This window comes from Congregibacter brevis, from assembly GCF_045689245.1.
Lineage (GTDB): Bacteria > Pseudomonadota > Gammaproteobacteria > Pseudomonadales > Halieaceae > Congregibacter > Congregibacter brevis.
Genome location: NZ_CP136865.1, coordinates 51,401 through 76,343 on the forward strand (window position 1 = coordinate 51,401; position 24,943 = coordinate 76,343).

Sequence of the window (24,943 nt, forward strand, 5' to 3'; positions counted from 1 at the left end):
GCGCACCACGCACTTAGAGCTCCGCTTCAGTAATGATCCCATTCATAGCTAAAACCATGACGACAGCCACTGAACGTCCGCCTCGTCGTAGCCCAAGGTATTGGACGCGAATCGCGCTGCTAGTGGCGGCGGGGTTGCTCAGTGAATGGGCTAGGGCTAATGCCGATGCCACCACAGCCGCCGACGCATCGCTTGGCGAAGACCACGAGCCGTCTTCAAGTCTGCGGGTAGCCGTTCCCCTTCAGATTGACTACCCGTTGCTAGAGCGTCTTCTGGTCACGCAGTTGTTCACAGGTCCTGAGCAAAGTCGCGACGTATTGGAAGACCCCAGTAGTTGTAGTCAAGTGGTCCTGAGCGAGCCCAATGTCAGTCCCAGTGACTCAAAAATAGATCTGCTGGCCGATGTAAATGCGCGCATCGGCTTCGGTAGCACTGGCAACTGCGCAACGATGCTCACATGGAAAGGCAGGATTGGCATAAGTGGTATCCCCGAGGCGCGAAGTGATGGTACCGCGCTCGGGTTTTCACCGGAGCGCGTCTGGCTTATGAATCCCGCGGGCCAGACTGTGAACAATCCTCAGATACAGGCTCTAGCGGAGTCTAGCGTACGGGGGATATTTGAACGCTTCACCGTAGACCTAAAGCCACAAATACAGTCCATCGAAGAGTTTCTGCCCGATGTACTACCTGATCATTCCAAAGACCAAATAGAAACTCTGCTCTCCACATTACGCGTTGGCGAACTCCGCGCCACGGAGCAAGTGCTGAGCGCTGAGATTACCTTTGAGGTAGACCCTTTAAGCACCGCCTTGGAGCCAGAGCGCGCTCTGAGCGAGGATGAACTGGCAGCCTGGGAGGAACGCTGGCAGCTAATGGATTCCCTCCTGGTTCTCACGGTGAAGCACTACGCAGCCGCGACGCAGTTACAGGAGCTACGCGACGCTTTGTTGGAAGTACTTATCGAGAGTCGATACCGCCTGCGGGACGCACTCAGTGTAGAGCCGAGCACTGACGAGGAGCAGGATCTCGTTCGCGATTGGTTCCTTCAAAGCTGGCAATCGCTGGCCCCCATCCTTCAGCGCATAGGTTTAGACCAGCCCGGTCAGGAACATCTCCTGCTGATAAGCGTGATTGCGGCTACGGATGCACTGGAAGCCCTCGATCAACTGGGACCAAGCGTGGGACTCGACATTTCCGCAAGCGGACTGCGGCGTCTTGCGCGAATGATCAATGGCAGTGCGGGAGACGACTTACTCAATTACTCCGATGCATTGGACCCTGAGCTTCGTCAGCTATTCGAAGATAGCTTTGAGTCCACAGACATAAGCTTCGACTGGCGCTGGGATCTTTCGTTTTTTCCTAAAGCTTTTGCGGCCAGCGATGACCGTTTAAACAGCTGGGCACCAAAGCGGCAGGAACTCGCCGAGTACCTCCCATTGGTTGCCGTACTTCTTGAGGAGTCTATCGACAACGCTATCGCCAGCCGAAAACTCGATAGCGCCTACCAGGAGCTCTTCCGACGGCTCGTTTACACCACCGCCTGGCAGGAAAGCTGCTGGCGCCACTACACGGTGAGTAAGGATCAGAAGTTAGTGCCACTGCGTTCAGGCACGGGTGACGTTGGACTCATGCAGATCAATGAGCGCGTTTGGCGTGGTTTTTACGATCAGCAGCGGCTCCGTTGGGACATTGCTTACAACAGCGATGCCGGCGCCGAGGTGCTCATCGATTACTTGATGAAATACGCGATACGAAAAGGCGAGCATAAGCAAAACGGTGGTGTATCTAACCTCGCACGATCGAGCTACTCCACATACAACGGCGGCCCTAGCAAAGTGGCCCGCTATCGAAGCAGCAAAGCGTCCACCTATGGTAAAAAAGTAGATACAGCCTTCTGGACAAAATACCAGCAGGTGGCAGCAGGCAACGAACTCGCCGTCTCTACCTGTCTGGGCGGCGACCTAAGTGGCCCTGCTATCGTAAGTCGCGGAAAAAGTAGTCGGAACAAGCAAGGAACCTCTCAAAGCTCCACTCACAGCCCTACTCAAAGCCTCATTCAAAGCAGTGTAGTAACGCCACAGAGCTTCACTTTGCAGCTAGGTGTTTTCAGCACCCTTGAAGCGGCACGCTCTTTTGTTACGCAACAGTCACTGGGAGAGGACGCCGTGGTTCGACAAAGACGGACGGTCGATACCAGCCAATATCTGGTGGTGTACGGCGTTTACAAAACACGCGAGGAGGCGGAGACCGCCAGAAAAAACCTTACCCGCTTACAGCCGTGGATCCGTCAGTTCTCCGATATTTAGCGAGAAATCTTCCTGAGTTAGTAAACCACCTTAGCCAGTCTCACCTGACGTTCATCAGTAACGTCCGTCCAAGCGACATAGGCAATATCGCCGACACTCTCTATCACCGGAAAGCCGCTTCGTCGCGAGGAGCCGGTCACACCCACCTCGGTGACGTCCCGAAGATCACCATTGCTGCTATACCTTGAGAGCATGATCTTGGCATTGCTGTCGGTATTATCCATCCAGCTGACAAGTATCTCGCCGTTTTCAAGAATAGTCGTGTCCACGCGTCCGTTGGTGTTGGAAGCTGAAACGAGAATAGGCGCAGAAAACGTTTCTCCACTATTTGCAGACAGGGCCAACTGTACCTTTGGCTCACTGCTTTTAGCAGTAAACCAAGCCACGGCTAGCCTGCCGCCTTTAGCAGCTACCGCAGGACCGTTCACAGGGCATCCGTTTACCTGCCAACCATCGTCATGCACGGCTTGGGGTTGCGACCAGGAGCCATCCACCATTCGCACGATAAAAATGTCTCGAATTTCATCACTTGTGCGATTGCGATAGACAACAACCGGGCCCTTCGGTGTCATTGCTGAACTGGTTTGGCAGCAATCGCAGACCGCTTCGTCCAGCTCCCACTCCTCAAGGTTTTTGCCCTGATAGTCAAACACCGCGGAACGAAGTGTCATGGCTCCGGGAGTCGGCTGGCGCTTGGTATTCCTGCCATCTAGCCAAGTGATGAGCGTGCCTTGATCACCGACCGACGTCATAGACACGAATCCATGCTCAGCCTTGATACCGTCAGTATTTACGCGCTTCCCTATACTCCATTGCTGTTGTTCGACATCAAAGAAACTCGCTGCAATATCGTAGTCATAAGTGTCGACCCCACTGCGTTGTAGCCAGTGAGCGACCATGCCATCCACAGATACCGAGAGCGCCGGAAAGTCCGCCCAGTTAATGAACCAGTTGCCGCCCTCGCTAATCGTCAGGGGTGGGCTCCAGCCCTCTTCGCTCTCTTCTCCTTTACCGTTTCCTTTTAGCGCTCCCCCTAACTTTGCATAAGACAATCGGCTTTTCGTGTTGAGGTCGGTCACCCATGACAGATACAAATCACCGTTGTTGCTGGTCAAACGGGGCAAATGACTATTGACGGGAGCTGGAGACATCACTTCGGTCACCAAGGGTGACTCTGGGGCCAGGCCCAACCGGGACAGCTCTTCCAGGACTTGGGTCCGAGATTGCAGACCCACCAGCTTCGCAGCCACCTCGTTATCGGGAGAAACAATGTAGGTGGTCGGCATAACGTCCGGCCCACGCAATCCCAGCGCTGCGACATCCGACTTGCTAAGAGTGGGAAACACGATGCCCAAGGCTTTCGCTGTTTTGAGCGTTTCTTGACGCGCGGCGTCGTCAAAGTTGACGCCAAAAACGCGAACTTTATCGGGATCCAGCTCCTTACTCAGTGCATTAAGCATGGGGATTTCTTTGCGACAGGGTGAGCACCACTCTGACCAATAGTTAACCACTCGCCAGACTCCGCTGTGCACATCCGCCTGCTGCGCAGTTGCCGTGGCGGAGTTTAGGAGGACTAGCAAAAGCAGAATCTGCAAGGTGTTGCCGCTCAAAAACCTCATGACGTGTGTTTCCTGTAAAGCTACAGACAATAAACCTCAGTGCCCAATGATTGCATAAAAGCGCTAAAAACTAGTAAGCAACCGCTTAAGGCGATAATGTCTTCATCTCAAGCTGTGGCGACAGTTCCAGACAGAGACCCTCCAACAGACGACAGAAGAGAGTGCTTATCGTGATCAACAGATTCCGCCGCTTCGCAAGCATATTTTTGGCCGTCGTTTTGACCTTCGCGATGATCGTCGGCTGCGCCAACAGCAGCTACTTCGAACCGACGCCCTTAGCAGAACCGGATAACGCTATGGTCTACGTTTACCGGCCCGGGGGTAGCAATCCGGGCAAGAAACCCCTGGTCACCAGCTACCCGGAAATACTTGTTGACGGCGAAAGTGTCGGAATGCTGAAGAACAAGCAATACCTTGCGGTGGAGCTAGCGCCTGGCTCCCGCGAGTTTGTCGCTACGGGGCTCACGAAAGACGCTCGCTGGGAACCCAAAGATCGTATGTACTCTCTGAAGCTTGAGGCGGGGAAGAGTTACTTTCTGAGGTTAGGCGTGGAGTTCGACACCAGCGCCATGACTATCGGAAGCTTTAGAGGCCAATACATTATCAACCTCCATAACATAGAAGAGTCAGACGCTGTCTACGAAATCCGATCCTTAAAGAACGCAGCCTTGACTAACTAGTTAGCTAACGCCACGATCCTGATTGTCCCAAAAGGGCTTACGCAGCTCGGTCTTTAGTATTTTCCCGGCACCGGAAAGAGGGAATGGCTCCTCCCGGAAGCTCACGCTACGCGGCCGCTTATAGTTAGCAATGGTCTTGGTATGTTCGATCAATTCTTCAACGGTCACGCTGTGGCCCTCTTGCAGAATCACAATCGCATGCACCGCCTCTCCCCAGCGCTCGTCCGGTATACCGATAATCGACACTGCCGCCACGGCGGGGTGTGTCGACACGGCATTCTCAACCTCGGCGGAGAACACATTCTCGCCACCGGTAACGATCATGTCCTTGAGGCGATCCACGATAAAGATAAAGCCGTCATCATCGCGATAGGCGCCATCACCGGTACTAACCCACCCATCCTTTAATGTTTCTTCGGTTTGCTCAGGACGATTCCAGTAGCCCATCATTGATCCGGGCGATCGCGCGACGATCTCGCCTACTTCGCCGTTGGGTAGGTCATTACCATCTTCGTCACAAATTCGAACCTCAACACCAGGTCCCGCGCGACCCGCAGAGCGCATCTTGCCTGCATTGGGTCCCTCAAGCGTGTGGTTCTCGGCTGGGAGCAGGGTAATGATGGGCGCCATTTCCGTTTGCCCGTAACCCTGCATCCAGTTAACAGTCGGTAAGCGTTCGAGCAATGTATGCATTAGTCCCTCGGGCATAGGCGATGCACCGTAGCCCACCGCGCGCAACGCGCTAAGGCGCGAGGGTTCAAAATCCGGGTGATTCACAAGCATACCCAACATTGTTGGCACCATAAGCGTGTGGGTGACCTTTTCGCTCTCCAGTAAATCCATCACCTTGGACGGATCAAAGCTGGGTAGGAACGTGTGGCACAATCCGAAAGTGCAGGCAGCACCGGAAAAAGCACCGTCAGCAAGATGAAACATAGGGCCAGCATGCAGATAAACATCGCCCATCTGATACTCAGAACCACTACTCACGCTAAGGTTGTTAAACCATAGTGCCTGTTGAGACAACATCACGCCTTTTGGAAATCCCGTCGTACCCCCGGTGTAGTAAAGACCCGCAAGATCCTCTCCACCGCGCTCCGCATCCTCACAGGGCTCATTTGCGGCAATAAGGCTCTCATAATCCAGTGTACCCGCAGGCTTCTCACCTTCACCGGTAAACACGATGTGCGTTAGCGAAAGCTCTGCGGTCATTTCTTCCAGCATGGGTGCAAAAGCATCATCAATAAACAAAACGTTTGCTCCGGCATCACCCACTGCATAAGCGTTCTCCGCCGCAGACCAGCGCGTGTTCATGGGGACTACCGCCGCGCCGGCCCACCAAACCGCAAAGTAAAACTCCAGATAACGGTCGCTGTTCAGAGCGAGGATCGCGACGCGATCGCCCGGAGCGATGTCCATAGCGCGAATAGCCGATGCCAGCCGAGCAACACGATCCTGCATCTCAGCCCAGCTGTGATTCCGACCCAGATGCCTGGTCGCCGGGGCAGCAGGCGTCGCGCGAGCGTTGGACTTGAGAAACTCGGTCACTGAATACATGCTATTTATCCTTATAGTTAATCGCCAATTGCAGAGGCTGTAGTGTAGGCCAGAGAGCGAGCCATGCCAGTTATAATATGCGTGTTGGTTATTAGAGATTACAACAGTATTTCAATTTTACCCATGGAGCTTACGTCAGATGCAGATTGCCCCAGCTCTTCTGCTGATCGCTATTGCAGCGCCGACTTTGGCAGATCTACCCCAGGCTTATCCCGGTTACACCGGTGTGTATAGGGGGTTTTCGTTAGTACTGGATGATCGTTTCGACTCCTTTAACAACGCGGTGTGGTACTCGGGCGATGGTGCCGTTGGCAAAGAGGCGATGTGTCGTTTTCAGGATCAAGGCACTCGTATCACGGGCGGAAATCTGGAACTCATTGTTGATAAGCGACATGTGCCGGGCGGTTGGTCAGAGGATCATCAAAAACTCAAGGATCCCTATGACTACGTCTGCGGTGAAGTGCGCACCCGGCCCGGAAAGCGAATCCTTTATGGCCGCGTAGAGACTCGAATGCGAGCGCCAGACAGGCAAAGCGCTTCCGGGTACATTTCATCGCTTTTCACTTATGTTAACGAAGGCAACAGGCAGTTTGATAGAGAGTGGGAGGAAATTGATATTGAACTGGAAGGAGGCCGTCCCGATGCCTTTCAGGCAAATCTGATTTATGGCCTTGACGCCGAGGCCTGGAGTGAGACTCGTCGCTTTGGGGCCTGGGAACACAAAATCGATGTGGGCCCCGTAGATACCTGGCGCGTATTTGCCATCGAGTGGCTCCCCAAAAGCATAAAGTGGTTTGTCGACGGCAAGTTGATCAAGACCTTGTCTGCCGCCGACATCGACTGCGATCCAAGCTGTATTCCGCCACAACAACTACCTACACCGATACCCGATACGCCGGCAGATGTCATGATCAACTTCTGGATTCCAAACGATGACATTGAGGATATTTTCGGGGGAAACAAGGATCGTAATGAATACCCCATGCGCAGCCGCTACGATTGGTTACGCATCTATCAGTACGACGCACAGCCGCTTGAGAACTGGGCGGAGCAGGCAGCGCAAATCATGGGTGCTGACGATTGAGTGCTTTGCTTCGCGCCATAATATTTGACCTGGACGGGACGCTAGTGGATTCCCGCCTCGACTTTACTGCGATGCGCGCCGAGCTGGGGGCACCGGAGAGTCTGGGGCTTTTAGAGTACGTCGAGACGCTCTCGTCAGAATCTGCGCGTCACGAGGCCATGGCAGTGATACATCGGCATGAACTGGCGGGCGCCGAAGCGGCCGAATGGATGCCGACTGCAGAAGAAGCGCTGCATGCTCTGCACCAACAAGGCACACCGATTGCCATAGTGACCCGCAATAGTCGCCATGCGGCGCAGATCACCATGCAGCGACTCGATATGCCGGACATCCCCCTGAAGGCGCGAGAAGATGCAGCCCCAAAGCCTGACCCAGAAGCTCTCCTTATGGTGGCTGCAGAGTGGAACATCGATCCAAAGCACTGCGCCTATGTCGGTGACTTTCACTACGACATACAGGCTGCACAGCGCGCGGGGATGATGCCCGTTCTGTACACCCAAGGCGGTGAACCTCGCGAGAACTACGACATACAGCTACAGGTATTAGGCGACTTTCGTGCTCTTCTCGCCCTGCTCCATGAGCAATCTGATTCTAGCTCAACCCCGTAGACCCTCACTCGATCAACCGGTAACCCCGAGTACAAGGCAACGCTATGCACAAAGCCCACATCATCCACGAAAATCGCGAGTGGAGTGCGCCACTACTGGAAGCTCTGGAGACCCTCGGCGTGCCCCATGAAGAATGGTTTCTTGACGAGGGCAGCTTGGACTTGTCAAAGGCCCCACCGCCGGGGGTTTTCTATAATCGCATGAGCGCCTCTTCTCATACGCGAGATCATCGCTACGCACCAGAATACGCAGCAGCCGTTATTGCCTGGCTGGAGTGTCACGGGCGACGCGTGCTTAACCCTGGTCGCGCACTGCAGTTGGAAGTGAGCAAAGTCGCTCAATACGCAGCGCTGGAGGCCCAGAGAATCCTTACGCCACGAACCATTGCCGTAGTTGGTAAGTCAGGCCTTGGTAAAGCCGCCGCGGAAATGGGCGCCCCCTTCATTACCAAACACAATCGCGCGGGTAAGGGCCTGGGAGTGCGGCTGTTCCAGTCGGTAGAGGAACTTGAGCAGTACGTCGCCAGCGACTCCTTTGAGGTACCCATCGATGGCATCACGCTGATACAGCAATACATCGCGGCGCCCGAGCCATTTATCACCCGCTGTGAGTTTGTGGGCCAGGAGTTTGTGTACGCCGTGCGCGTAGATACCTCCGACGGCTTCCTTTTATGCCCGGCCGACGAATGCCAGGATGAAGACGCTACCGTGTGCCCGGCGACTTCTGCTGCCAAGTTCGAAATCATCGAAGATTTTGATGACCCGATTATCGACGACTATCGCCGCATGCTCATCGCAAACGATATCCACGTAGCCGGCATCGAGAACATCATCTCGGCGGACGGAAAGCGCTATACCTACGACATCAATACAAACACCAACTACAACCCGCGCGCTGAGCACAGAGCGGGCAAATTTGGTATGCGGGCAATTGCGCAGCTCTTACAGTCCGAATTAGCGGCAACAGCTAAGTAGGAAGGTTCGGAGCAGCATCTAAAGCTCGGGCAGGCGGGTAGATAAAGTAGTACCGCGTCGCTGCTTGCGCTATCTTTCACACCTGCATTATTTTTGGGCTAAAACCTTGAGTCTGCTAGGCGAGCTAAAACGGCGAAATGTCTTCCGCGTTGCGGGCGTTTATGCCGTGGTCGGCTGGCTACTTGTTCAGGTCAGCGCTTCTCTCGAAGAGGCCGTCGGCTTACCCGAATGGTTTGATGGACTGGTGGTATCGCTGCTCGCGATCGGCTTTCCTATTGCACTGATCTTTGCCTGGGCTTTTGAACTCACCGCCGATGGCATCAAACGTACTTCGGCAGTAGATGCCGACGAAAGCATCGCCGCAAAGACCGGCAGTAAGCTGGATATAGTACTGGTGCTGGCGCTGGTACTTTTTGCCGGAGCGATGATTGTACCCGGGCTGCGCAATTCGGATCGCTTACCGGGTATCGCCAACGACGCGGTAGCCGAAGCCTCCATCGCGGTGTTGCCCTTTGCCGATCTCTCCCCAGGGGGCGATCAGGAGTACTTTGCCGACGGCATTTCTGAAGAGCTGTTAAACGTTCTCGCCAAGGTTAACGGCATGAAGGTGGCGGGCCGAACCTCGTCTTTCGCCTTTAAAGGCCGCAACGAAGATCTTCGCGAGATTGGTCGAGTGCTGGACGTTGCCCATATTCTGGAGGGCTCGGTACGCTCTCAACGCGATAAGGTCCGCGTGACTGCCCAGCTGATTCAAGTCAGTGACGGATTCCATCTTTGGTCCGAGACCTACGATGGCGACCTGAACGATATTTTTGCGGTGCAAGATGATATTGCCGCGGAAATTCTGGTCGCTATGAAGGCACAGCTGAGCGTCGAGGAAGCGCCGCAACTCGCTCCGGTGCAGCGCACCGACGTCACGGCTTACGGCTTGTTCCTGGAGGCGCGAGACCTGATTTTTACGCGCGATCCAAAGAACATGGAAAGAGCACTCGGTCTGCTGAACAAGGCCATTGAGATTGATCCTGCTTACGCACCGGCTTATGCCTCCCGTGCCAAAGTACTCACGCTGCTCTCTGACAGACCCGGCTCCTACGGCACCTTGCCGGGGGGAGAGACACTGCAGCGGGCTCAAGTCGATGTGGATAAAGCTTTGGAACTTGATTCCGAACTGTCGGACGCCTACGCGGTTCAGGGATTGATCAATTCGGACTCCGGTCGCGCTGACTTTGCTATTACCAGTCTGCGGCGAGCCATTGAGCTTAACCCCAACTCCCTTGATGCGCGCAACTGGCTGGCACTTGCACTGGCGAACGATGGTCGTTTACGGGATGTAGCCGCACAACTGCAAGCCTTAACCGACATCGACCCTTTGTATCGGCCTGGAGTCAATAACGCGATTCTGTACAGCATCGATATCGGCGATCGGGAGCAAGCGCGCAGCATCGGTGAACGCTACATAGCGAACACAAGAGACACAGTCGAGAAGACCGTGACGGAAGCTGAAATGCTAGCGCTGCTCGACGGAAAAGTCGCCGAATCTATTCTGCTACGGGAGACAGTCCCTGAGCTCTCTATCAACAGTCTAGATAACGCAAACCTCCGCGGCTCCTATGCAAATCTTGGAATTCTCGATGAGTACAAGGGGAACGCCAAAACACTACCCGTGTTTGAACCTTGGGTACGCTTTCAAAGGCGAGATGAGCAAGGAGCGATCGACTTGGCCGCAACTGCAATCGAAGAAGCGCCCGATTACATGGGCGCACACTCTGTGTACATAGGGGTGCTATTCGAGACGGAAAAAGACCAACGCTTGGTCGATTACTTTGAGACCGAGTACCGAGGCAGCCTAGAGGACTATGCAACCCGCCTACGCCCGGGCGTCAACGCAGATCCCCCACCCTATCTGGAATTAGCCGTTGCTCTTCGCAACACAGGCAACCAGTCAATGTACGAAGAAGCCATGCGACGCATGCGCTTTGCTATCGATATTTTTCGGGCTGGCGGCGACATGTCGGCAGATCGAGACCTGAGTGAAGCTGCGTATTGGGCGATCTCGGGGGACCGTGTAAAAGCCCTTGATTTCTTAGCGTCGGCCTTCGAAAAAAGGACAATATTGGATATCTTCGAATTTGCCTCTCGAGCCTACGAGTCCCTTCGCGACGAGGCGCGTTTTTGGCAGCTGCGCGAAGCAAATCTCAAACGAGTTAACGAAGAACGGGAAATCTTGGGTTACCCGCCACTCACTTTGGATTTTTACAGCCAGTATTAAACGTCGCTACCTGTGAGGGTCTGGATCAGGCTCGGCCTACCAATAAAGTACCCCTGCACCTGATCAGCACCCATCGCTACAACCTGATCCAAAGCCTCCTGGGTCTCTACTCCCTCCACACAGGCAATTAGCTCAAGCTGCTGCGCCAGAGTGATTGCCGCGTTCAGAATATTGGCGCTTCGCCGATCCTCTTGGGCTTTACGAATAAGCGTTTGATCAATCTTCAGTTTATCCAGAGGGAGAGCACCGAGCATCGATAACGACGAATAGCCGGATCCAAAATCATCAAGAGCAATGGCCATACCAGCCTCTCTCGCCCGGTTGAGCACCTCTACGTTTCTGTCTAAGTTTCTAAACACTACCTCCTCTGTCACTTCCAGAGTGATTGAGCCGGGACTCACCGCGTGTGCTTCAAGCACTTCAAGCAGCTTATCCACAAAATCGCTGGCAGACAGTTGAGCGGGAGATACATTGATCGCGAGTCGATGACGCTCGAAATTCAACTCGTCCAAGGCCTCAGACAAGGTTACCCACAGCATCTCGTTAAGGAGCCCTTGCTTCTCTGCTATAGGAATAAACTGCGCAGGACCCGGGTCTTGCTCCAAGCCACTGTTAACCCAACGGGCGAGCAACTCGTATTCCGTGACGTTCATGTCAGAAGTAAGCGCGATGGGCTGCACGGCTGCGCGGATGTTGCCACTGCGAAGCGCTGCCTTGAGTTCGAACTCGATAGACGACGTCGCCAAAGCGGCACTGTCAATTTCGTGGTCAAAAGTAGCCCAACCGGACTTCGTAGACTTGGCACGGCGCATGGCGGCATCGGCAGCTCTTAACAACATGCTGAGCGACTCATAGCTCTCGTCGTAAACCGCAAAACCAAGAGAAACACCCATTGAAATAGGCCCAATGTCGGTCTGAAGGTCTACAACAAGGCGACTGTGCAGCTCGGCTGCAGCCTCCTCGGCCGGCTTTTGCCGTCCGGGGTCGATACAACAAACAGCAAATTCGTCTCCCCCCAAACGGGCGGTGGCCAAGGTGCTGGGAACCTCCCTCAACCTGTTAGCCACCTCGCCAAGCACATAGTCGCCCATCTGGTGACCGTACTGGTCGTTCAAAGGCTTAAAGTGATCAAGGTCTAAAAACGCGATTGCGAATCCCTGAGATGGTGGCCAATGATCCTCCAACCTATTTAGAAAGGCGCGACGATTGAGCAGCTCCGTCAAAGAGTCTACGGACGCCATGTGTTCCTTGTCGCCCATAAGGTCCACCAATTTCACATCGGTATCTGTACGCGCAATCGCGAGCACTGCAAAAGCCAGGAAACAAACGCTCGAAAAACCTGCCAGACCCAAGCTGAAAGCAAACTGCTGTGGGTCGGACCAGGTAACACCCATATCCGCGAGGCCAAACTCCGATACATAAACGTGCATGGCGAAAAACTGAAACGGAATGAGACCCAGCAATAGTTTATGAGGTAAAACCATGGTCACTAAAAGAGGGACAAAAACCACCAAAGGCAGGGACAGCAACATGGTTTCTTGTCGATAGGCGTAGGCGAAGGCTGTGAGCCAGAACGTAATGTAGATCGCCACTAGACCGCCGAAAAGAACCCGCTGCACGTAAACATCTCGATACGCACAAAAAGCAATGAGTCCCAGCACCACCGCATAGGAGCCCACCTCGAGAGTAATCAGCGCCGTAACATCGCCCAGCAGGACAATCGACAGATAGGCAATCGCGTTAACCACGAAGCCCATGACACCAATGCTAAATGCCGACACACGCAGTCGGTCATGCAACCCCTGAAGAGAATCCTTGTCGGCTGTAGCGTTTGGAAACATTGATCTAAAGTCTCTTGCCAGTAAGTATCCAGTCAAATGGTGCCCGCAATCACGAACGTGCACTCTACTTATTCAGGCTCTATCCCTGAGTTACCAGCTGTGTACCAAAATCAATTTAAACTTGCGCCAAAGTCTCCGAAGGGAGGGCATCTGCGATCAACCCATGAAACTCCGCTGCAGCTGATTCTAAACCACCAAACAACAGAGAATCATTGGCGCCGCTCGCAAATCCCCGTTGAGCTTCTATACAAACGTGCAAATCTTCGGCTTCAAACACGCCTTCGTCAATCAGTGAAAAAGACCGGTCATAGTGATCGCGCTCTGCATCACTCTCAACCGCCGAGGGTAAGAGCATACTGTGTACGAAAATAGTTTCGTCCGCGCTCTGGGGGAACAAACTAATGATGCTGTTGTAGTCGGGGTGCATGATGAGTACTGAGTTGGGGAACAAGGTGTAAGAGAACGTCGCATGACGCCGCAGATCCAGCTCTTCATGATTGGGATCGCTTGTCTCTTTGATTTCCTTACGCGCCACGGCGTTACGAATATGCCGCCCAACATGATCAGACTCAGCCATGGCATCAGGAAAAAATCCGCCGACCGTGTTCTTGTGCAGACGCACAACGTGATACCCATCCAAGAACGCATCCTGGATGAGCTTCCAGTTGCATGGCACCCGCTTGATGCTTTGCCTGAAAAAGTGAGCGTCATCGAAACCGAACAAACTGAGATCACTGCCCAGCCCTGCGAGATGGGTGTCCAGATCCATGCTTGTATTGACTGCCGCCTGCACCCAGATCAAACCATGGCGCTCCTCGGTGGGGAGCGAAATCAATCCGTGCTCTTCGGTATTCAAGTCAGAGAAGCTTTCGATACGAGGAACATTACGCAGTTTTCCATCTAGTCCATAAGTCCAGGTGTGGTAAGGACAGATCAAGGACTTCAATTGATAACTGCCCTGGTCTTTTAGCAAACGCATGCCGCGGTGGCGGCAGACATTCATAAAGGTACCTACCTCGCCATTTTGATCACGCATTGTCAGCAGAGGCAGGCCTAACCAGTCATAGGCAATAACATCGCCCGGGGAAGCAATCTGAGTACCGTGCGCAACTATCTGCGGCAAACCGCGAAACAGAGCGTCTCTTTCCTGTGCGAACCTGTGTTCATCGGTGTAGTGAGCGACCGGCACCCGTCGCCCGCAGGAGGACGGCCCTTCGCGCTCGCCAGCATGACGCTCAACCAGTCTCTCAAGTAAAACCTTTGGGTGTTGGGGTGCACTCATGGGAAATGCTTCGGCGTGTACTTTGTTGTTTTAATCATATTCTCAATAGCGCGCAGGTGAATGCAACACAAGATCGCGCTTTGTGAAATTGCAGGGTCATCGCTTGATAAGCGCGAGTCGCCCTATACGCTGGGTTACACTAGCAAGAAAAAAGGACGCCGCAGGTGCTATGTCACAGTTGACCCGCAAGATCCTCTCTGCACTTTTGCTGCCTGTGATCACCTACGCAGGCAACACGTCTGCGTCCGAATCTCTTCCCCGGCCTGTGGGTCAAGCGGCTGGTCTCTCTGAATCCCCCAAGATTGATGGTCTCGTCTACGACGATCCAATGTGGCGTGACGTTCCCCCCATTTCGGGGTTTGTTCAAATACAGCCCGACGAAGGACGAGCAGCCAGTCAACGCACAGAAGTTCGCGTAGCCTATACCGAGGACGCCCTCTACATCGCAGTCTTAGCCTTCGATGAAGCCCCCGGCGCTATTCTTGTCACCGACAGTCGACGAGACTCGTCCCTCGAACAGACCGACGGGTTTCAGGTGATCATCGACGGACTGGGTGATCGCCAGAATGGTTACGTCTTTGGAACTAACCCTGCAGGGATAGAGTACGACGGACAGGTAGTAAAAGAAGGTGACGTCAATCTGGATTGGGACGGAAGCTGGCGTGTCGAGGCGGCAATAACAGCACTGGGCTGGAGCGCCGAATTTGAGATCCCTTTCACCACCCTGCGTTACGGAGGTGACCCAGACGCGGGATGGGGAATGAACTTTCAACGCAATATCAGACGCAACAACGAAATATCTTTTTGGGCGCCATTGGACCGCCAAAGAAGTCTTAGTCGAGTATCTGAGGCTGGCACAGTGCAGGGGATCTCCGCGCCACCGTCGCGAAACCTACAGATCACGCCGTATATCCTGGGCAGCGCTCGCAAGGGTGGAGCCTTGGAAGGTAGCTCCACTGAGGAAGAAGCTGGAGTAGACATCAAGTACTCCATAACACCCAGTCTCACCCTGGATGCGACCTACAACACAGACTTTGCTCAGGTCGAGGTCGACGATGTTGTTATCAACCTAGACCGGTTTAGCGTGTTCCTCCCGGAGAAGCGCCCCTTCTTTTTGGAGAATGCCGAACAGTTTACGGTTGGCGACCCGGAGGAAGTCGAGCTGTTTTTCTCCCGGCGCATTGGCATTATTGACGGCGCGCCTATCCCCATCGAAGGCGGCATGCGCCTGTCCGGAAAACTGGGTAACAGCACCAACGTCGGCCTTCTCTATATGAGCGACGAAGGACTTTCTGGAGTCGCGCCGCAGAATGACTTTCTCGTAGCACGCATTAACGAAGAGCTCCCCAATCGTTCGGCGATTGGCGCCATGGTGGTTCAAAGACGCGGCGACGGTAGCTTGAAGGCCGATGGCACAGCTGATGAGAATGATGCCTACGCCGTCGACGGCCGCATCGGTATCGGCGATAACCTCTTGCTCTCTGCTTGGGCGGCGAAAACTGAAACCCCGGGGCTGGACGGTGACGATCACGCCTTTGCGGTAAAAGCCAACTTTGACTCGGCCAAATGGTCATCGCGCCTTGCGTACTCGGAAGTACGAGAAGACTTCAACCCAGAGGTAGGTTTCTTACGACGGGACGACTACAAGCGCGCAGATGCGTTCATCATGCGCCGCTTTCGGCCGGAGAATTTTCTCGGTCTTCTGGAAGTACGCCCTCACTATTCCGTGCGTAACTACTGGGACCTGGAAGGGTTCCAGGAAACGGGGTTCCAGCATCTGGATACCCACTGGGAGTTTCGGAATGGTTATCGCATCGATACGGGCGTCAACTATGTAAAAGATGGACTGCAGGAAGACTTCGAGATCATCGATGGCGTCGTTATTCCCGCGGGAACCTATTCTGGTCCAGAGACTCAGATTTCTTTCAACACCGACTTATCGCAACCACTGAGTTTTCAGACCAGAATCAATTCTGGAGACAAGTTTGGGGGTGATCGTTTGCGGCTAACCCCGAGCGTAGCCTTTCGTATCGGCGAGACCTTTAGCTCCGAGTTGTCAGTCCAGTACACAGATTTTGATCTACCAGTACCCGGCGGGGATTTTTCCGTCGCGTTGACACGCCTTCGCCTGTCTTACTCGTTCTCACCAAAGATGTTGCTGCAGGCTGTCATCCAATACAACGATGCCAACGAAACCCTTTCCACAAACCTGCGGTTCTCGCTACTACGTACAGCAAGCTCGGGCCTCTACGTGGTTTACAACGAGTTTGATGAGCAATTACCCGGGGCGCTGCCGGCTGACCGGCAGTTTGTCATCAAGTACAACTACTTATTCGACGTACTCAACTAGCGAGACGTCGCGTCACGGTATCGTTAAAAGCGCCCAGCGCACTTTCAAAACGACCCAGGATCATGGTCTGATCGAAGCCGGCATTTATGGAGCGCTGAATACCTTCGGCAACCGAAGAATCCTCTCCTAATGTGGTGCAGGTGATGTGGTGATTTTTTGCCCAATACCCTTGGGCTTTTTCGCCCTCTAGATCCTCCGCCGGCACGAGCGTTACCATTCTCGACTCGGTTAGGCCCGGGCTTATTGGATTTGTTTGAGTCCAAACAATATGGTCTTGTTGGACAAGCAATTGGGTGGTGGGGAACAGCACGTACAAGATGTTTGCATGATCCAATAGTCGAAAACTGTCGTCCTGAACGTCTGAGTCTGCGAGAGTCGCGCGCGGCAGCACAGATCTTATGTGGTCTCCAAAAACCTGAAACGTCGACAGATTGTTTTCGAAGTAAGGCCCAATCGTATCTTTGTGAGCCACCTTAAAGTGGTAAGCCTCTAATCCTCCCTCGACAAGGAGTTTCCAGTTTGCCTCGACCTGCACCACGGTCTCATGGGCGACCCGCAGCCCTTCGATTCTCAGGGACTCAAAGTCCTCGGCAATAGGCGCAAACAAATCATCTACGTGATCCCGACTACTCGCATCAAGCGTGATCCAGATGAATCCAAAACGCTCCACGCAGCTTACTGACTTAAGACCGAGTTCAGCTTTATCGAGTTCACCAAAACCCTGATCAAAGTGCGGCGCTGTCAGAAAGCCGCCATCAGTCCCATAGGACCAAGCGTGATAAGGGCAAGTAAAGCGCTTTGCGCAGCCGCTCTGTTCTGCCACTAATTGCATTCCACGATGACGACAGGTATTCACGAAGGCATGGGGCACACCGTCAGAATCACGGGTGATTAGCAGCGGGACGCCCGCGTGACTCGCGCGTAAGAAAGTATCAGGACCTTCGAGCGCACTACCGTGGGCAATTGCATGAGGTAGTTGTCGAAACACCTTGTCCAGCTCGTTTCGGAAGCGCTCTTCGCTGCGGTAGTTGTCGTAACTCAGCCTCTCCACTCCATCTCCAAGGAATGCAGACTTGGCACTTTTGAGTTCAAGCACTTCTTCGGTGAGCTTCAGCTCTTCTTGTCGGTTCATCGCCTGATACTCCTTGACCATCAGCAGTTACTTACCGTATGGTAAGCATTGTACTTACCAATCGGTAAGTGTCAACGCTTCACAATGACCGACTTTAATAGAGCTTAGTGCGGCGACGGAAAATGGAGATCAGCAACCCATGGGCGCAAAAGACACCTTAACGACCCGAGATAAAACGCTGGCTATCGCCACGAAACTGTTTGCCGAGAGAGGATTTCATGGCGTGAGCCTGGCGCAAGTCGCACAGGAGCTAGGCCTCACCAAGCAAGCGGTTCTTCACCACTTTTCATCGAAGGAGAAGCTCTATGGCGAAGTACTTACCGTCATAGCCAAAGAGCTTGAAGGGGTAATTAGCACCGCCCTGAACAGCGCGGCCACGCCAGAGGCACAGCTGGAGCAAGTGTTTGAGGCTTTGCATCTTTCATCTGATGGCGCGCGCCTAAGAACAAAGCTGCTGGTTAGAGAACTGATGGACGTGGGCAACAGAAAGTCCGACGTGAAGACCTGGCACTTACGCCACTTTTTAGATCAGCTAACCACCATGGGACGCTCACTAGATGCTTGGGCTGACAAGTCAGACACGGAGGTCTTTGCAGCGCTTTATCAACTGATAGGTGCCGTGAGCTACTTCGCGATCTCGGAAGCGACACTCACGGGGATGTACGGACGAAATGAAACACGCGCCATTAAAGGCGCGTTCACCGAAGAGCTGCGATTACTGATTCGCGCGCAGACGCACCATTAACGCCAGACCGGCCAATAGAAGCGCTAGTGGGGCGGGTGCTGGTACGTCGACGGGGTCTACCAGTAGATCTTGGCCTCCGTCGATTTGAAGCCACTTCACAAGCTTCGCATCAACTGCCGGCGGTGGCTTCAAGCCTCCCATCAATTTGAAAGAGTCCGCTAGAAACTGATTGCCTTTGTTACCAATAGAGGTCGCTTGAAACCATCCACCGCTAGTATCAAGTTCGCTAGAATCCTTCTCATAAAGACTTTCCCAAATACCTACCTGAATTGCCGCAGACATCCAATTAGTACTTGGGTTAAGCCAATTTTTCTCACCCTCAAAAATGTTGAACTGAGTGCGGGCCACATGGTTTGCAGCGCCGAGGAATTGAAGTGTGCGGCCAAAGTCTCGACGCACGCCTTGAGGATCTACCACCAGATCCGGAGTAACTTCCTTAACGTTATAGGTATTCGTTTTGCGCAAAAGACGATTGACGATATCAACGCAATAAGCGAGTACATTGCCTTCGTCGAGATACAAAGATGTCTCATCGAAGTTGACGCCATTACTTGCTGTGCCGCTGAACATACCAGCAGCCACACCCATACTGAGTGATGGATTTACGCCATTGTTGTAGGTGATGCGGGAGCCCTTTGACCCAGCGGGAAACAAACCACCACCGGAAAAGTTCAGATCAACGGTCATAGGATTTGCTTGCGCAGCGCCAGCAAAGCCCATCAACCCCGCGATAGCGGCAGCCCCAATGCCACGCTTCAGGACCCTAAACTTGTTCTTTTCGCACACAGTTTTCACTTTCTTTTACTCGCTCGATCAAAATGTCGGGGAGTGCATCGCAAGAAGCGTGCGCACTTTTGCCACTCACAGGTAAACGTAGCGTATGGAATCTAAAAACGTGACGGCGTCTACAAATTTGATTGGGACTATCGCAAATCCACCAGGCCGTAAACATGCCCTTTTAAAGCGCGTTACATCTTCTGTAAAAAATGCTGACGGGGAAACCACAGGAAAGTGTGACGCGGATCACGTCGCCCACGGGCAAGGGCAGCTAAGCAGACTTGCCTAAGGTATTCGCAATTTCTTTGATGGTCAGCCCCACCGCCTCCATCGCCATTCTATGCCATTGCGCATAGTCCAGAACCGGGCCTATGACGTGGTGTCGAAGACTCACATAGCCATGAAGCACCGCCCAAACTCTTAATGCCGCGCGCTGCCGTGAAGCCTGAGTGGCATCTGCGGGTAACAGGCGTGATACTCCAGACACCAGAACATTGAACGCATTTTGCGAGGCCTCCAGCGCTTCGTCTGACGGCGCATAGCTGCTTCCGGTCTCACCGAAGATCAGTCGGTAGTGCCCCTCGTTGTGCTGCGCAAATTGTAGATACTTCTCACTGCCCGCAAGCACAGACTGCAAGGGATCATCGTGGTCATCCGCCGAAACCATAGCGTCCCGAACCCGCTCAAAGCCTTCCACATACAGCGCATCAAGCACGCCCTGCTTGCCTTGAAAGTGACTGTAAATAGCGATGGTGGATAGTCCAGCTTTAGTACTTATGGCACGCACGCTGAGACCCTCAACACCTTTTTCTAAAAGGGTCTGCGAAGCCGCCACCAATATCCGCTCTTTATTACCTGCTACTTTTGCCACTCATAGGCCCTGCAATAGAACACGCTTGACAGCATACCATAACACCGTTATCTTTAATCATAACAACGTTATATTTCATGAATTTTAGTGCCTATCAGCGATAGCACGTCACAACTGCAGGACATCCAAAATGTCACAGAAAGTAATAGAAGCCGATTACCTAGTCATCGGATCCGGCGCCGTCGGAATGGCCTTCTCCGATATCCTCCTTACCGAATCAGACGCGACGATCGTCATCGTAGATCGCTACGCGAAACCAGGCGGACATTGGAACGCGGCCTATCCGTTCGTGCAGCTTCATCAACCATCACAGTTCTATGGGGTCACCTCTCGGGAGCTCAGCCGCGGTCGCCTTGAACAAGGGGGATTGAACGACGGACTCAATGAGCTCGCTAGCGGCGCAGAAGTTAGCGCCTACTTTGACGATGTCATGCGGCACCAGTTTTTGCCTTCCGGTCGCGTACAGTATTTCCCCATGTGCGACTACACCGGTAATGGGCAGTTCGTATCTAAAGTTGGAGGCCAGGAATACCACGTTAACGTCAAAAAGAAGATCGTGGATGCAACCTTCCTAAAAACAAAAGTCCCGTCTACACACACGCCTAATTTCTCGATAGACGAAGGGGTGCGCTTTATGCCGCTCAACGATCTTCCGAAAGTGACGGACCAGCCTGATCGTTACGTTGTAGTTGGCGGCGGAAAAACGGGTATTGATGCCTGTCTGTGGCTACTTCAGATGGGCTGTGACCCCGATAAAATTCAGTGGATCCGTCCGCGCGACGCCTGGCTTCTTAACAGGCGCAACACCCAGCCAACCGATGAGTTTTTCTTCGATGTTTTCAACGCCCAAGCGGGCATGATGGAGTCGGCAGCAAATGCTGACTCTTTTGAAGATCTTTTCGATAAGCTGGAGAATTGTGGTTACTTCCTCCGCATTGACCCGAACCAGCGTCCGGAAATGTTTCACGGTGCCACAATCTCAGCGGCAGAGCTTGATGCCTTACGTACCATCAAGGACGTCGTGCGTCTTGGACGAATCACTCACTTGGGCCGTGACCAAATCGATTTCCAGAAAGGTTCTCTACCGGTTGCCGAAAACACGCTGTTTGTAGACTGCTCGGCGCGGCCCATCGATGATCTGCCTGATGACGTGCCCGTCTTTGCAGAGAATGTTATCACCCCGCAGATGGTGCGCTCTTACCAGCCAGTTTTCAGTGCAGCGCTGGCCGCACACGTCGAGCTGAACTATGAAGGAGACGACGAGAAAAACCGTCTCTGCGCAGTGGTACCTCCACCGGAGGCCGATACAGACTTTGCACACTTTACGGCGATCGCCCTCACGAATCAGTACAACTGGTCTCAGGATTCCGACTTATCAAAGTGGATTTTGAAAAATCGACTTGACGGATTTAGTCAAATGGCCAGAGGAGCCGACGGAAACGATGAGAAGATGGCGTTACTGAATCGCATGCGCAGCAACGGTGTTGCCGCGGTGATGAATCTGATGAAGCTTGATCAAGAATACAAACAACAGGAGGCCTAAGCGCCATGCAAAGATTTGAAGTGAAGAGAAATGCATTTAGTGAATTCCGAGTCGCCAAAACCGACGACGCGGCGCTCAACGAAGGCGAAATTCGCGTCGCAGTGGATTTCTTTGCATTCACCGCCAACAACATGACCTATGCTGCGGCAGGCTACACGCTCGGCTATTGGCAGTTTTTCCCGGTCGCCGATGGCGAAGAATTCGGAGTCATCCCGGTTTGGGGCTTTGCAAACGTCGTGGAGTCACGATCCGACGCGGTAGCAGTGGGTGAGCGACTCTACGGGTACTTCCCCCCTGCCGACTCCTTAGTCATGCTGCCAGTGCGTGTGGATGACAAAAGTCTGTTTGATGGTGCAGAGCATCGCCAATCGCTGCCCCCTCTCTACAATCGCTATCAGCGCGTACGCGCCGGTGGTCCCGTGCAAGCAGAACAGTTACAGGCCTTGTTAGGCCCTTTGTACAACACCTCTTATTGTCTTTGGGACCAATTAAAGGAGAACAACTTTTACGGAGCGGAACAGGTAATACTAATCAGTGCGTCCAGCAAAACGAGTATCGGACTTGCCAAGGCGCTGTCGGACGATCCGAACGCCCCACCTGTTGTTGGATTGACCTCCTCCGGCAACGTCGACTTTGTCAACAAGCTGGGCTACTACGACGGCGCGATTGACTATAAAAACCTGAGCGATGTCTCTGCTACGCCTACAGTTATCGTGGACATGGCGGGGAATGCGGGCACGGCGCAGGCGCTCCGCGACCATTTGGGTGACAAGCTTGCGTACTTCATAAGCGTTGGCCTTACTCACTGGGATCAAGCCGACGCGCAATTCGACAGTCGCAGAGAACGTCACGAATGGTTCTTTGCACCAAGCTATATTCTCGATCGCAGTAAGGCTTTGGAGCCGGGCGAGTTCGCGAGAAATGCTCAGAATTTTGTTATGGGCGCTGCTGCTGCGGCAGGTGAGTGGTTAACCGTGCAGGAAGCGAGTGGTGTAGAAGCCTTCAGCGAACACTATCCCGACATTTGCGCTGGCGCCATGAATCCTGCCGAAGGACTAATCTGCAAACTGTAACATTGGCTTTATAAGCGGTGTATCGAGGCTGGTCTACGACTTACCGCGACTACTTACGCACAACATCGTCAAACGCCTGCCGAAAGGCAGGTCGAGCCGCAAGCCTCGATGCGTAGTCTTTGAAAGTATCGTCCTGGCACATGCCGTAAGCACGCGCCCAGTTTACGTTGTGACCGATTACGATATCGGCCGCGCTGAACTGGTCGCCACAGATGTGCTCGAATGCTGACAAACGACTGAGCAGCTGTGGCTCTACCTCTGTCTTGATCTTCTCCATGGCCCGATCAATAGTGCGTTGGTCAGAGTCAGACTCTGATAGCAGATCCCGGTGCATGCGAAGCTGCCACAGCATGGAGTCCATCCAATTCCCGCCCAGTTGCAGCATCTGCAGGTAGTCGGCCCGCTGGGGCGACAATCCAGAAGCGGGAGCTAGCTGTTTGTCGGGAAAAGCATCCGCAAGCCACTCCACCATCGCAGTGCTTTCCAGCATGTTTTGCACGCTACCATCATCCCAGGTGATCTGTAGCACCGGCACCGCGTGGTTGGGATTCATCTCAAGAAAATCCGCGGCGTACTGTTCGCCCTCCAGGAGCTTCATAGTGGCCAATTCAAACTCATCGCCGTAAGTCTCCAACAAGGCCCAGCGGACACGGGCACTGCGGCTTCCGGGAAAATGAAAAAGCTTTAAAGCCTGAATTTTCATATACAAGGACTCTCTTTATCGGTAAGAACAACGCTAACATACATCTCTGAATTCTAGCGATGTGAGCAACATGGACGAAGCAACAGAAGCAGGTGGAATCGCCCAATCAAGCGGCGAAGCAGTGGGCGGATTTTTGTCTGGCATTCCCAGTACGCTGAGCGATTTTTTTGCAGGGATTGGCAAAGGCGCTGGTGTCAATGGCATGTTCGATTGGGCGGCGCTAGTTATTGGTATTGCACTACTGCTTGGGGCGGCGCGAGGGATAAGGCGCGGTCGCATTGTTGGGCCCATAGTGAGTGGATTCATTGCCGTGGCTATGATGGGATGGGCGGTATCCTAAGAGCACTCTACCTCCATCGCGGGCGCTAGCTAGTTTGAATGTGCGGCGAATCAGGACAGAGCAACGCCAGCATCGCTAACCAAAGCAACAAGATAGCTCCCACCGTTCGCTCGTAAGCGCCAAGCCAGCTTCCGTCGATGAATGGGATCACGGGAATTAGGGCCAACCACAGCACAAACAAAAGGCCATTGATCCAAGCGCAGAGCGGTGCCCTACGGCCCAAGTCGCGCTGTAGCAACCCCATAATCACGCCGACGCTACTGGCAAGCACTGCCAGTGGATCATTCGCATCTGCTCCAACAAGCTGCGCGTCAGATGCGTTCAGGAAATAGAACGCGATAAACAGTAAAGATGCTCCGTTAAACACCATTAACCATCCGGCCACTGTCCAGAATCCGGACCCGTTGTTGGATCGCGCCAGCACGACCGCCACTGCGATCTGCACCACCGCAAGCACCAGCAGACCCGCCGTATGCACATCCGCACCCGCAGACCGGCTCAACTGACTAATGGGAGTGTCCATTGCGCCCTGCCCCGACATCGCCAGGGCTATCAAATGAGCGCAGAACATCAGCAGCACTCCGGCGACTACAAACCGGCGTAAGTTCGCCGTGCTTATCATTTATTCGCTTCGCAGCAGGAGATAGGTGATCGAATATAGACCTTGTCGATGATCTTCCACTCACCTCTTAGCTTCGCAAGAGTTAGAAAATCTACGTAGGCACCATCAAAGTCAAAGACTACGCGCGCGATAGGATCACCGGAGAGGTCTACGGACAGAATCCTGCCTTCTCGCTCTTGAGGCTTGCCTTTCATCCAGCGATTTATTGCGGCCTCAATAGGCTCTGCAACGAGTTCGCCGGATTCGCTGACGCTCTTTAACTCCGCTGTTTCGCTAAAGGCGCGCTGCAGACGACTAAAACTGACTTCGTTAATCCCTTCAAAATAGTCAAACACCGTCGATCGCACAGCGGACATGTCATCGGCTCGAACACTTTGACTAAGAATCAGCAAGACCGCGGATAGCACACAGAGCAATGCGGCTTGAGGATGCTGCATTTGTCTAAATCTTTTGTTCATGGCACGACTCCAAGCCTGATAGTGGTTGACGGGGGCGCAGCTGACTAAAACTCGACTTTCTGCAGTCTGGCCACCGTAGCAAAAGCCATGAATGCCCACCAGCAAGCCT

General features: G+C 53.6%; 21 protein-coding genes. 11 read left to right on the top strand and 10 right to left on the bottom strand.

The genetic code is table 11. The features are described 5' to 3' along the window. Positions 1 to 56 precede the first annotated feature (56 nt). Positions 57 to 2,306 (top strand): SPOR domain-containing protein, encoded by a 2,250-nt coding sequence (locus R0137_RS00225; protein ID WP_407327699.1) that lies wholly within the window; start codon positions 57 to 59, stop codon positions 2,304 to 2,306. Positions 2,307 to 2,323: 17 nt separating this feature from the next. Here the strand turns inward: R0137_RS00225 and R0137_RS00230 are convergent, their stop codons facing one another. After that, positions 2,324 to 3,925, bottom strand: coding sequence for a TlpA disulfide reductase family protein (locus tag R0137_RS00230; RefSeq protein ID WP_407327700.1), 1,602 nt, complete (start codon positions 3,923 to 3,925; stop codon positions 2,324 to 2,326). Positions 3,926 to 4,095: 170 nt separating this feature from the next. Here R0137_RS00230 and R0137_RS00235 point away from each other — a divergent pair, with 170 nt between their 5' ends. Further along, the gene (locus R0137_RS00235; RefSeq protein WP_407327701.1) at positions 4,096 to 4,605 is read left to right on the top strand and encodes a DUF2846 domain-containing protein; all 510 of its coding nucleotides are present in this window, start codon (positions 4,096 to 4,098) and stop codon (positions 4,603 to 4,605) included. Here R0137_RS00235 and R0137_RS00240 read toward each other — a convergent pair whose 3' ends face one another. Beyond that, the gene (locus R0137_RS00240; RefSeq protein WP_407327702.1) at positions 4,606 to 6,162 is read right to left on the bottom strand and encodes an acyl-CoA synthetase; all 1,557 of its coding nucleotides are present in this window, start codon (positions 6,160 to 6,162) and stop codon (positions 4,606 to 4,608) included. Between the two features lie 139 nt (positions 6,163 to 6,301). Between R0137_RS00240 and R0137_RS00245 the strand changes: the two genes are divergently transcribed. From R0137_RS00245 to R0137_RS00260, 4 genes are all read left to right on the top strand, one after another. Next, positions 6,302 to 7,246 carry a family 16 glycosylhydrolase gene (locus R0137_RS00245; RefSeq protein ID WP_407327703.1) on the top strand — a complete coding sequence of 315 codons (945 nt, stop codon included), beginning with the start codon at positions 6,302 to 6,304 and terminating at the stop codon, positions 7,244 to 7,246. A 44-nt stretch (positions 7,247 to 7,290) separates the two neighbouring features. Beyond that, the gene (locus R0137_RS00250) at positions 7,291 to 7,854 is read left to right on the top strand and encodes an HAD family hydrolase (protein WP_407327704.1); all 564 of its coding nucleotides are present in this window, start codon (positions 7,291 to 7,293) and stop codon (positions 7,852 to 7,854) included. Positions 7,855 to 7,898: 44 nt separating this feature from the next. Further along, positions 7,899 to 8,828 carry a RimK family alpha-L-glutamate ligase gene (locus tag R0137_RS00255; protein WP_407327705.1) on the top strand — a complete coding sequence of 310 codons (930 nt, stop codon included), beginning with the start codon at positions 7,899 to 7,901 and terminating at the stop codon, positions 8,826 to 8,828. Between the two features lie 106 nt (positions 8,829 to 8,934). Then, positions 8,935 to 11,097, top strand: coding sequence for an adenylyl cyclase (locus R0137_RS00260; RefSeq protein ID WP_407327706.1), 2,163 nt, complete (start codon positions 8,935 to 8,937; stop codon positions 11,095 to 11,097). Here R0137_RS00260 and R0137_RS00265 read toward each other — a convergent pair. Both R0137_RS00265 and R0137_RS00270 read right to left on the bottom strand, forming a co-directional pair. Next, positions 11,094 to 12,938, bottom strand: a complete 1,845-nt coding sequence (locus R0137_RS00265; RefSeq protein ID WP_407327707.1) for a putative bifunctional diguanylate cyclase/phosphodiesterase — start codon at positions 12,936 to 12,938, stop codon at positions 11,094 to 11,096. The two genes, R0137_RS00260 and R0137_RS00265, sit on opposite strands and share 4 nt — an antisense overlap. Before the next feature lie 115 nt (positions 12,939 to 13,053). Continuing rightward, complete coding sequence (locus tag R0137_RS00270; RefSeq protein WP_407327709.1) at positions 13,054 to 14,220, bottom strand: aromatic ring-hydroxylating oxygenase subunit alpha; 1,167 nt, start codon at positions 14,218 to 14,220, stop codon at positions 13,054 to 13,056. Positions 14,221 to 14,389: 169 nt separating this feature from the next. Between R0137_RS00270 and R0137_RS00275 the strand changes: the two genes are divergently transcribed. Beyond that, positions 14,390 to 16,570, top strand: coding sequence for a DUF5916 domain-containing protein (locus R0137_RS00275; protein ID WP_407327710.1), 2,181 nt, complete (start codon positions 14,390 to 14,392; stop codon positions 16,568 to 16,570). Here R0137_RS00275 and R0137_RS00280 read toward each other — a convergent pair. Further along, the gene (locus R0137_RS00280; protein ID WP_407327712.1) at positions 16,563 to 17,702 is read right to left on the bottom strand and encodes an aromatic ring-hydroxylating oxygenase subunit alpha; all 1,140 of its coding nucleotides are present in this window, start codon (positions 17,700 to 17,702) and stop codon (positions 16,563 to 16,565) included. The two genes, R0137_RS00275 and R0137_RS00280, sit on opposite strands and share 8 nt — an antisense overlap. Positions 17,703 to 17,841: 139 nt before the next feature. Here R0137_RS00280 and R0137_RS00285 point away from each other — a divergent pair, with 139 nt between their 5' ends. Further along, positions 17,842 to 18,447: a TetR/AcrR family transcriptional regulator gene (locus R0137_RS00285; RefSeq protein WP_407327713.1), complete on the top strand. Its 606-nt coding sequence runs from the start codon at positions 17,842 to 17,844 to the stop codon at positions 18,445 to 18,447. Here R0137_RS00285 and R0137_RS00290 read toward each other — a convergent pair. Further along, positions 18,418 to 19,242, bottom strand: a complete 825-nt coding sequence (locus R0137_RS00290; protein WP_407327714.1) for a hypothetical protein — start codon at positions 19,240 to 19,242, stop codon at positions 18,418 to 18,420. The genes R0137_RS00285 and R0137_RS00290 overlap by 30 nt on opposite strands. Positions 19,243 to 19,495: 253 nt before the next feature. Next, complete coding sequence (locus tag R0137_RS00295; RefSeq protein WP_407327715.1) at positions 19,496 to 20,095, bottom strand: TetR/AcrR family transcriptional regulator; 600 nt, start codon at positions 20,093 to 20,095, stop codon at positions 19,496 to 19,498. A 130-nt stretch (positions 20,096 to 20,225) separates the two neighbouring features. Here R0137_RS00295 and R0137_RS00300 point away from each other — a divergent pair, with 130 nt between their 5' ends. Next, positions 20,226 to 21,638, top strand: coding sequence for an NAD(P)/FAD-dependent oxidoreductase (locus tag R0137_RS00300; RefSeq protein ID WP_407327716.1), 1,413 nt, complete (start codon positions 20,226 to 20,228; stop codon positions 21,636 to 21,638). Positions 21,639 to 21,643: 5 nt separating this feature from the next. Then, positions 21,644 to 22,711 (top strand): DUF2855 family protein, encoded by a 1,068-nt coding sequence (locus R0137_RS00305; protein WP_407327717.1) that lies wholly within the window; start codon positions 21,644 to 21,646, stop codon positions 22,709 to 22,711. 49 nt (positions 22,712 to 22,760) lie between these two features. Here the strand turns inward: R0137_RS00305 and R0137_RS00310 are convergent, their stop codons facing one another. Further along, on the bottom strand, positions 22,761 to 23,414 hold the full coding sequence (locus tag R0137_RS00310; RefSeq protein ID WP_407327718.1) for a glutathione S-transferase family protein: 654 nt from the start codon (positions 23,412 to 23,414) through the stop codon (positions 22,761 to 22,763). Between the two features lie 70 nt (positions 23,415 to 23,484). On the opposite strand from R0137_RS00310, the gene R0137_RS00315 reads away from it, so the two are divergent. Continuing rightward, positions 23,485 to 23,754: a hypothetical protein gene (locus tag R0137_RS00315; protein WP_407327719.1), complete on the top strand. Its 270-nt coding sequence runs from the start codon at positions 23,485 to 23,487 to the stop codon at positions 23,752 to 23,754. Between the two features lie 25 nt (positions 23,755 to 23,779). Here R0137_RS00315 and R0137_RS00320 read toward each other — a convergent pair whose 3' ends face one another. Together R0137_RS00320 and R0137_RS00325 are read right to left on the bottom strand one after the other, a co-directional pair. Continuing rightward, positions 23,780 to 24,376 carry a DUF998 domain-containing protein gene (locus R0137_RS00320; RefSeq protein ID WP_407327720.1) on the bottom strand — a complete coding sequence of 199 codons (597 nt, stop codon included), beginning with the start codon at positions 24,374 to 24,376 and terminating at the stop codon, positions 23,780 to 23,782. Then, positions 24,373 to 24,834 carry a nuclear transport factor 2 family protein gene (locus R0137_RS00325; protein ID WP_407327721.1) on the bottom strand — a complete coding sequence of 154 codons (462 nt, stop codon included), beginning with the start codon at positions 24,832 to 24,834 and terminating at the stop codon, positions 24,373 to 24,375. The genes R0137_RS00320 and R0137_RS00325 overlap by 4 nt, the downstream gene beginning before the upstream one ends. Positions 24,835 to 24,943 lie beyond the last annotated feature (109 nt).

Bases quoted from the DNA above. Each gene is read 5' to 3' on its own strand.
- R0137_RS00265 (WP_407327707.1), bottom strand. From the start codon at position 12,938: ATGTTTCCAAACGCTACAGCCGACAAGGATTCTCTTCAGGGGTTGCAT.
- R0137_RS00230 (WP_407327700.1), bottom strand. From the start codon at position 3,925: ATGAGGTTTTTGAGCGGCAACACCTTGCAGATTCTGCTTTTGCTAGTC.
- R0137_RS00255 (WP_407327705.1), top strand. From the start codon at position 7,899: ATGCACAAAGCCCACATCATCCACGAAAATCGCGAGTGGAGTGCGCCA.
- R0137_RS00280 (WP_407327712.1), bottom strand. From the start codon at position 17,702: ATGAACCGACAAGAAGAGCTGAAGCTCACCGAAGAAGTGCTTGAACTC.
- R0137_RS00325 (WP_407327721.1), bottom strand. From the start codon at position 24,834: ATGAACAAAAGATTTAGACAAATGCAGCATCCTCAAGCCGCATTGCTC.
- R0137_RS00240 (WP_407327702.1), bottom strand. From the start codon at position 6,162: ATGTATTCAGTGACCGAGTTTCTCAAGTCCAACGCTCGCGCGACGCCT.
- R0137_RS00300 (WP_407327716.1), top strand. From the start codon at position 20,226: ATGTCACAGAAAGTAATAGAAGCCGATTACCTAGTCATCGGATCCGGC.
- R0137_RS00275 (WP_407327710.1), top strand. From the start codon at position 14,390: ATGTCACAGTTGACCCGCAAGATCCTCTCTGCACTTTTGCTGCCTGTG.
- R0137_RS00320 (WP_407327720.1), bottom strand. From the start codon at position 24,376: ATGATAAGCACGGCGAACTTACGCCGGTTTGTAGTCGCCGGAGTGCTG.
- R0137_RS00305 (WP_407327717.1), top strand. From the start codon at position 21,644: ATGCAAAGATTTGAAGTGAAGAGAAATGCATTTAGTGAATTCCGAGTC.
- R0137_RS00315 (WP_407327719.1), top strand. From the start codon at position 23,485: ATGGACGAAGCAACAGAAGCAGGTGGAATCGCCCAATCAAGCGGCGAA.
- R0137_RS00225 (WP_407327699.1), top strand. From the start codon at position 57: ATGACGACAGCCACTGAACGTCCGCCTCGTCGTAGCCCAAGGTATTGG.
- R0137_RS00270 (WP_407327709.1), bottom strand. From the start codon at position 14,220: ATGAGTGCACCCCAACACCCAAAGGTTTTACTTGAGAGACTGGTTGAG.
- R0137_RS00245 (WP_407327703.1), top strand. From the start codon at position 6,302: ATGCAGATTGCCCCAGCTCTTCTGCTGATCGCTATTGCAGCGCCGACT.
- R0137_RS00285 (WP_407327713.1), top strand. From the start codon at position 17,842: ATGGGCGCAAAAGACACCTTAACGACCCGAGATAAAACGCTGGCTATC.
- R0137_RS00310 (WP_407327718.1), bottom strand. From the start codon at position 23,414: ATGAAAATTCAGGCTTTAAAGCTTTTTCATTTTCCCGGAAGCCGCAGT.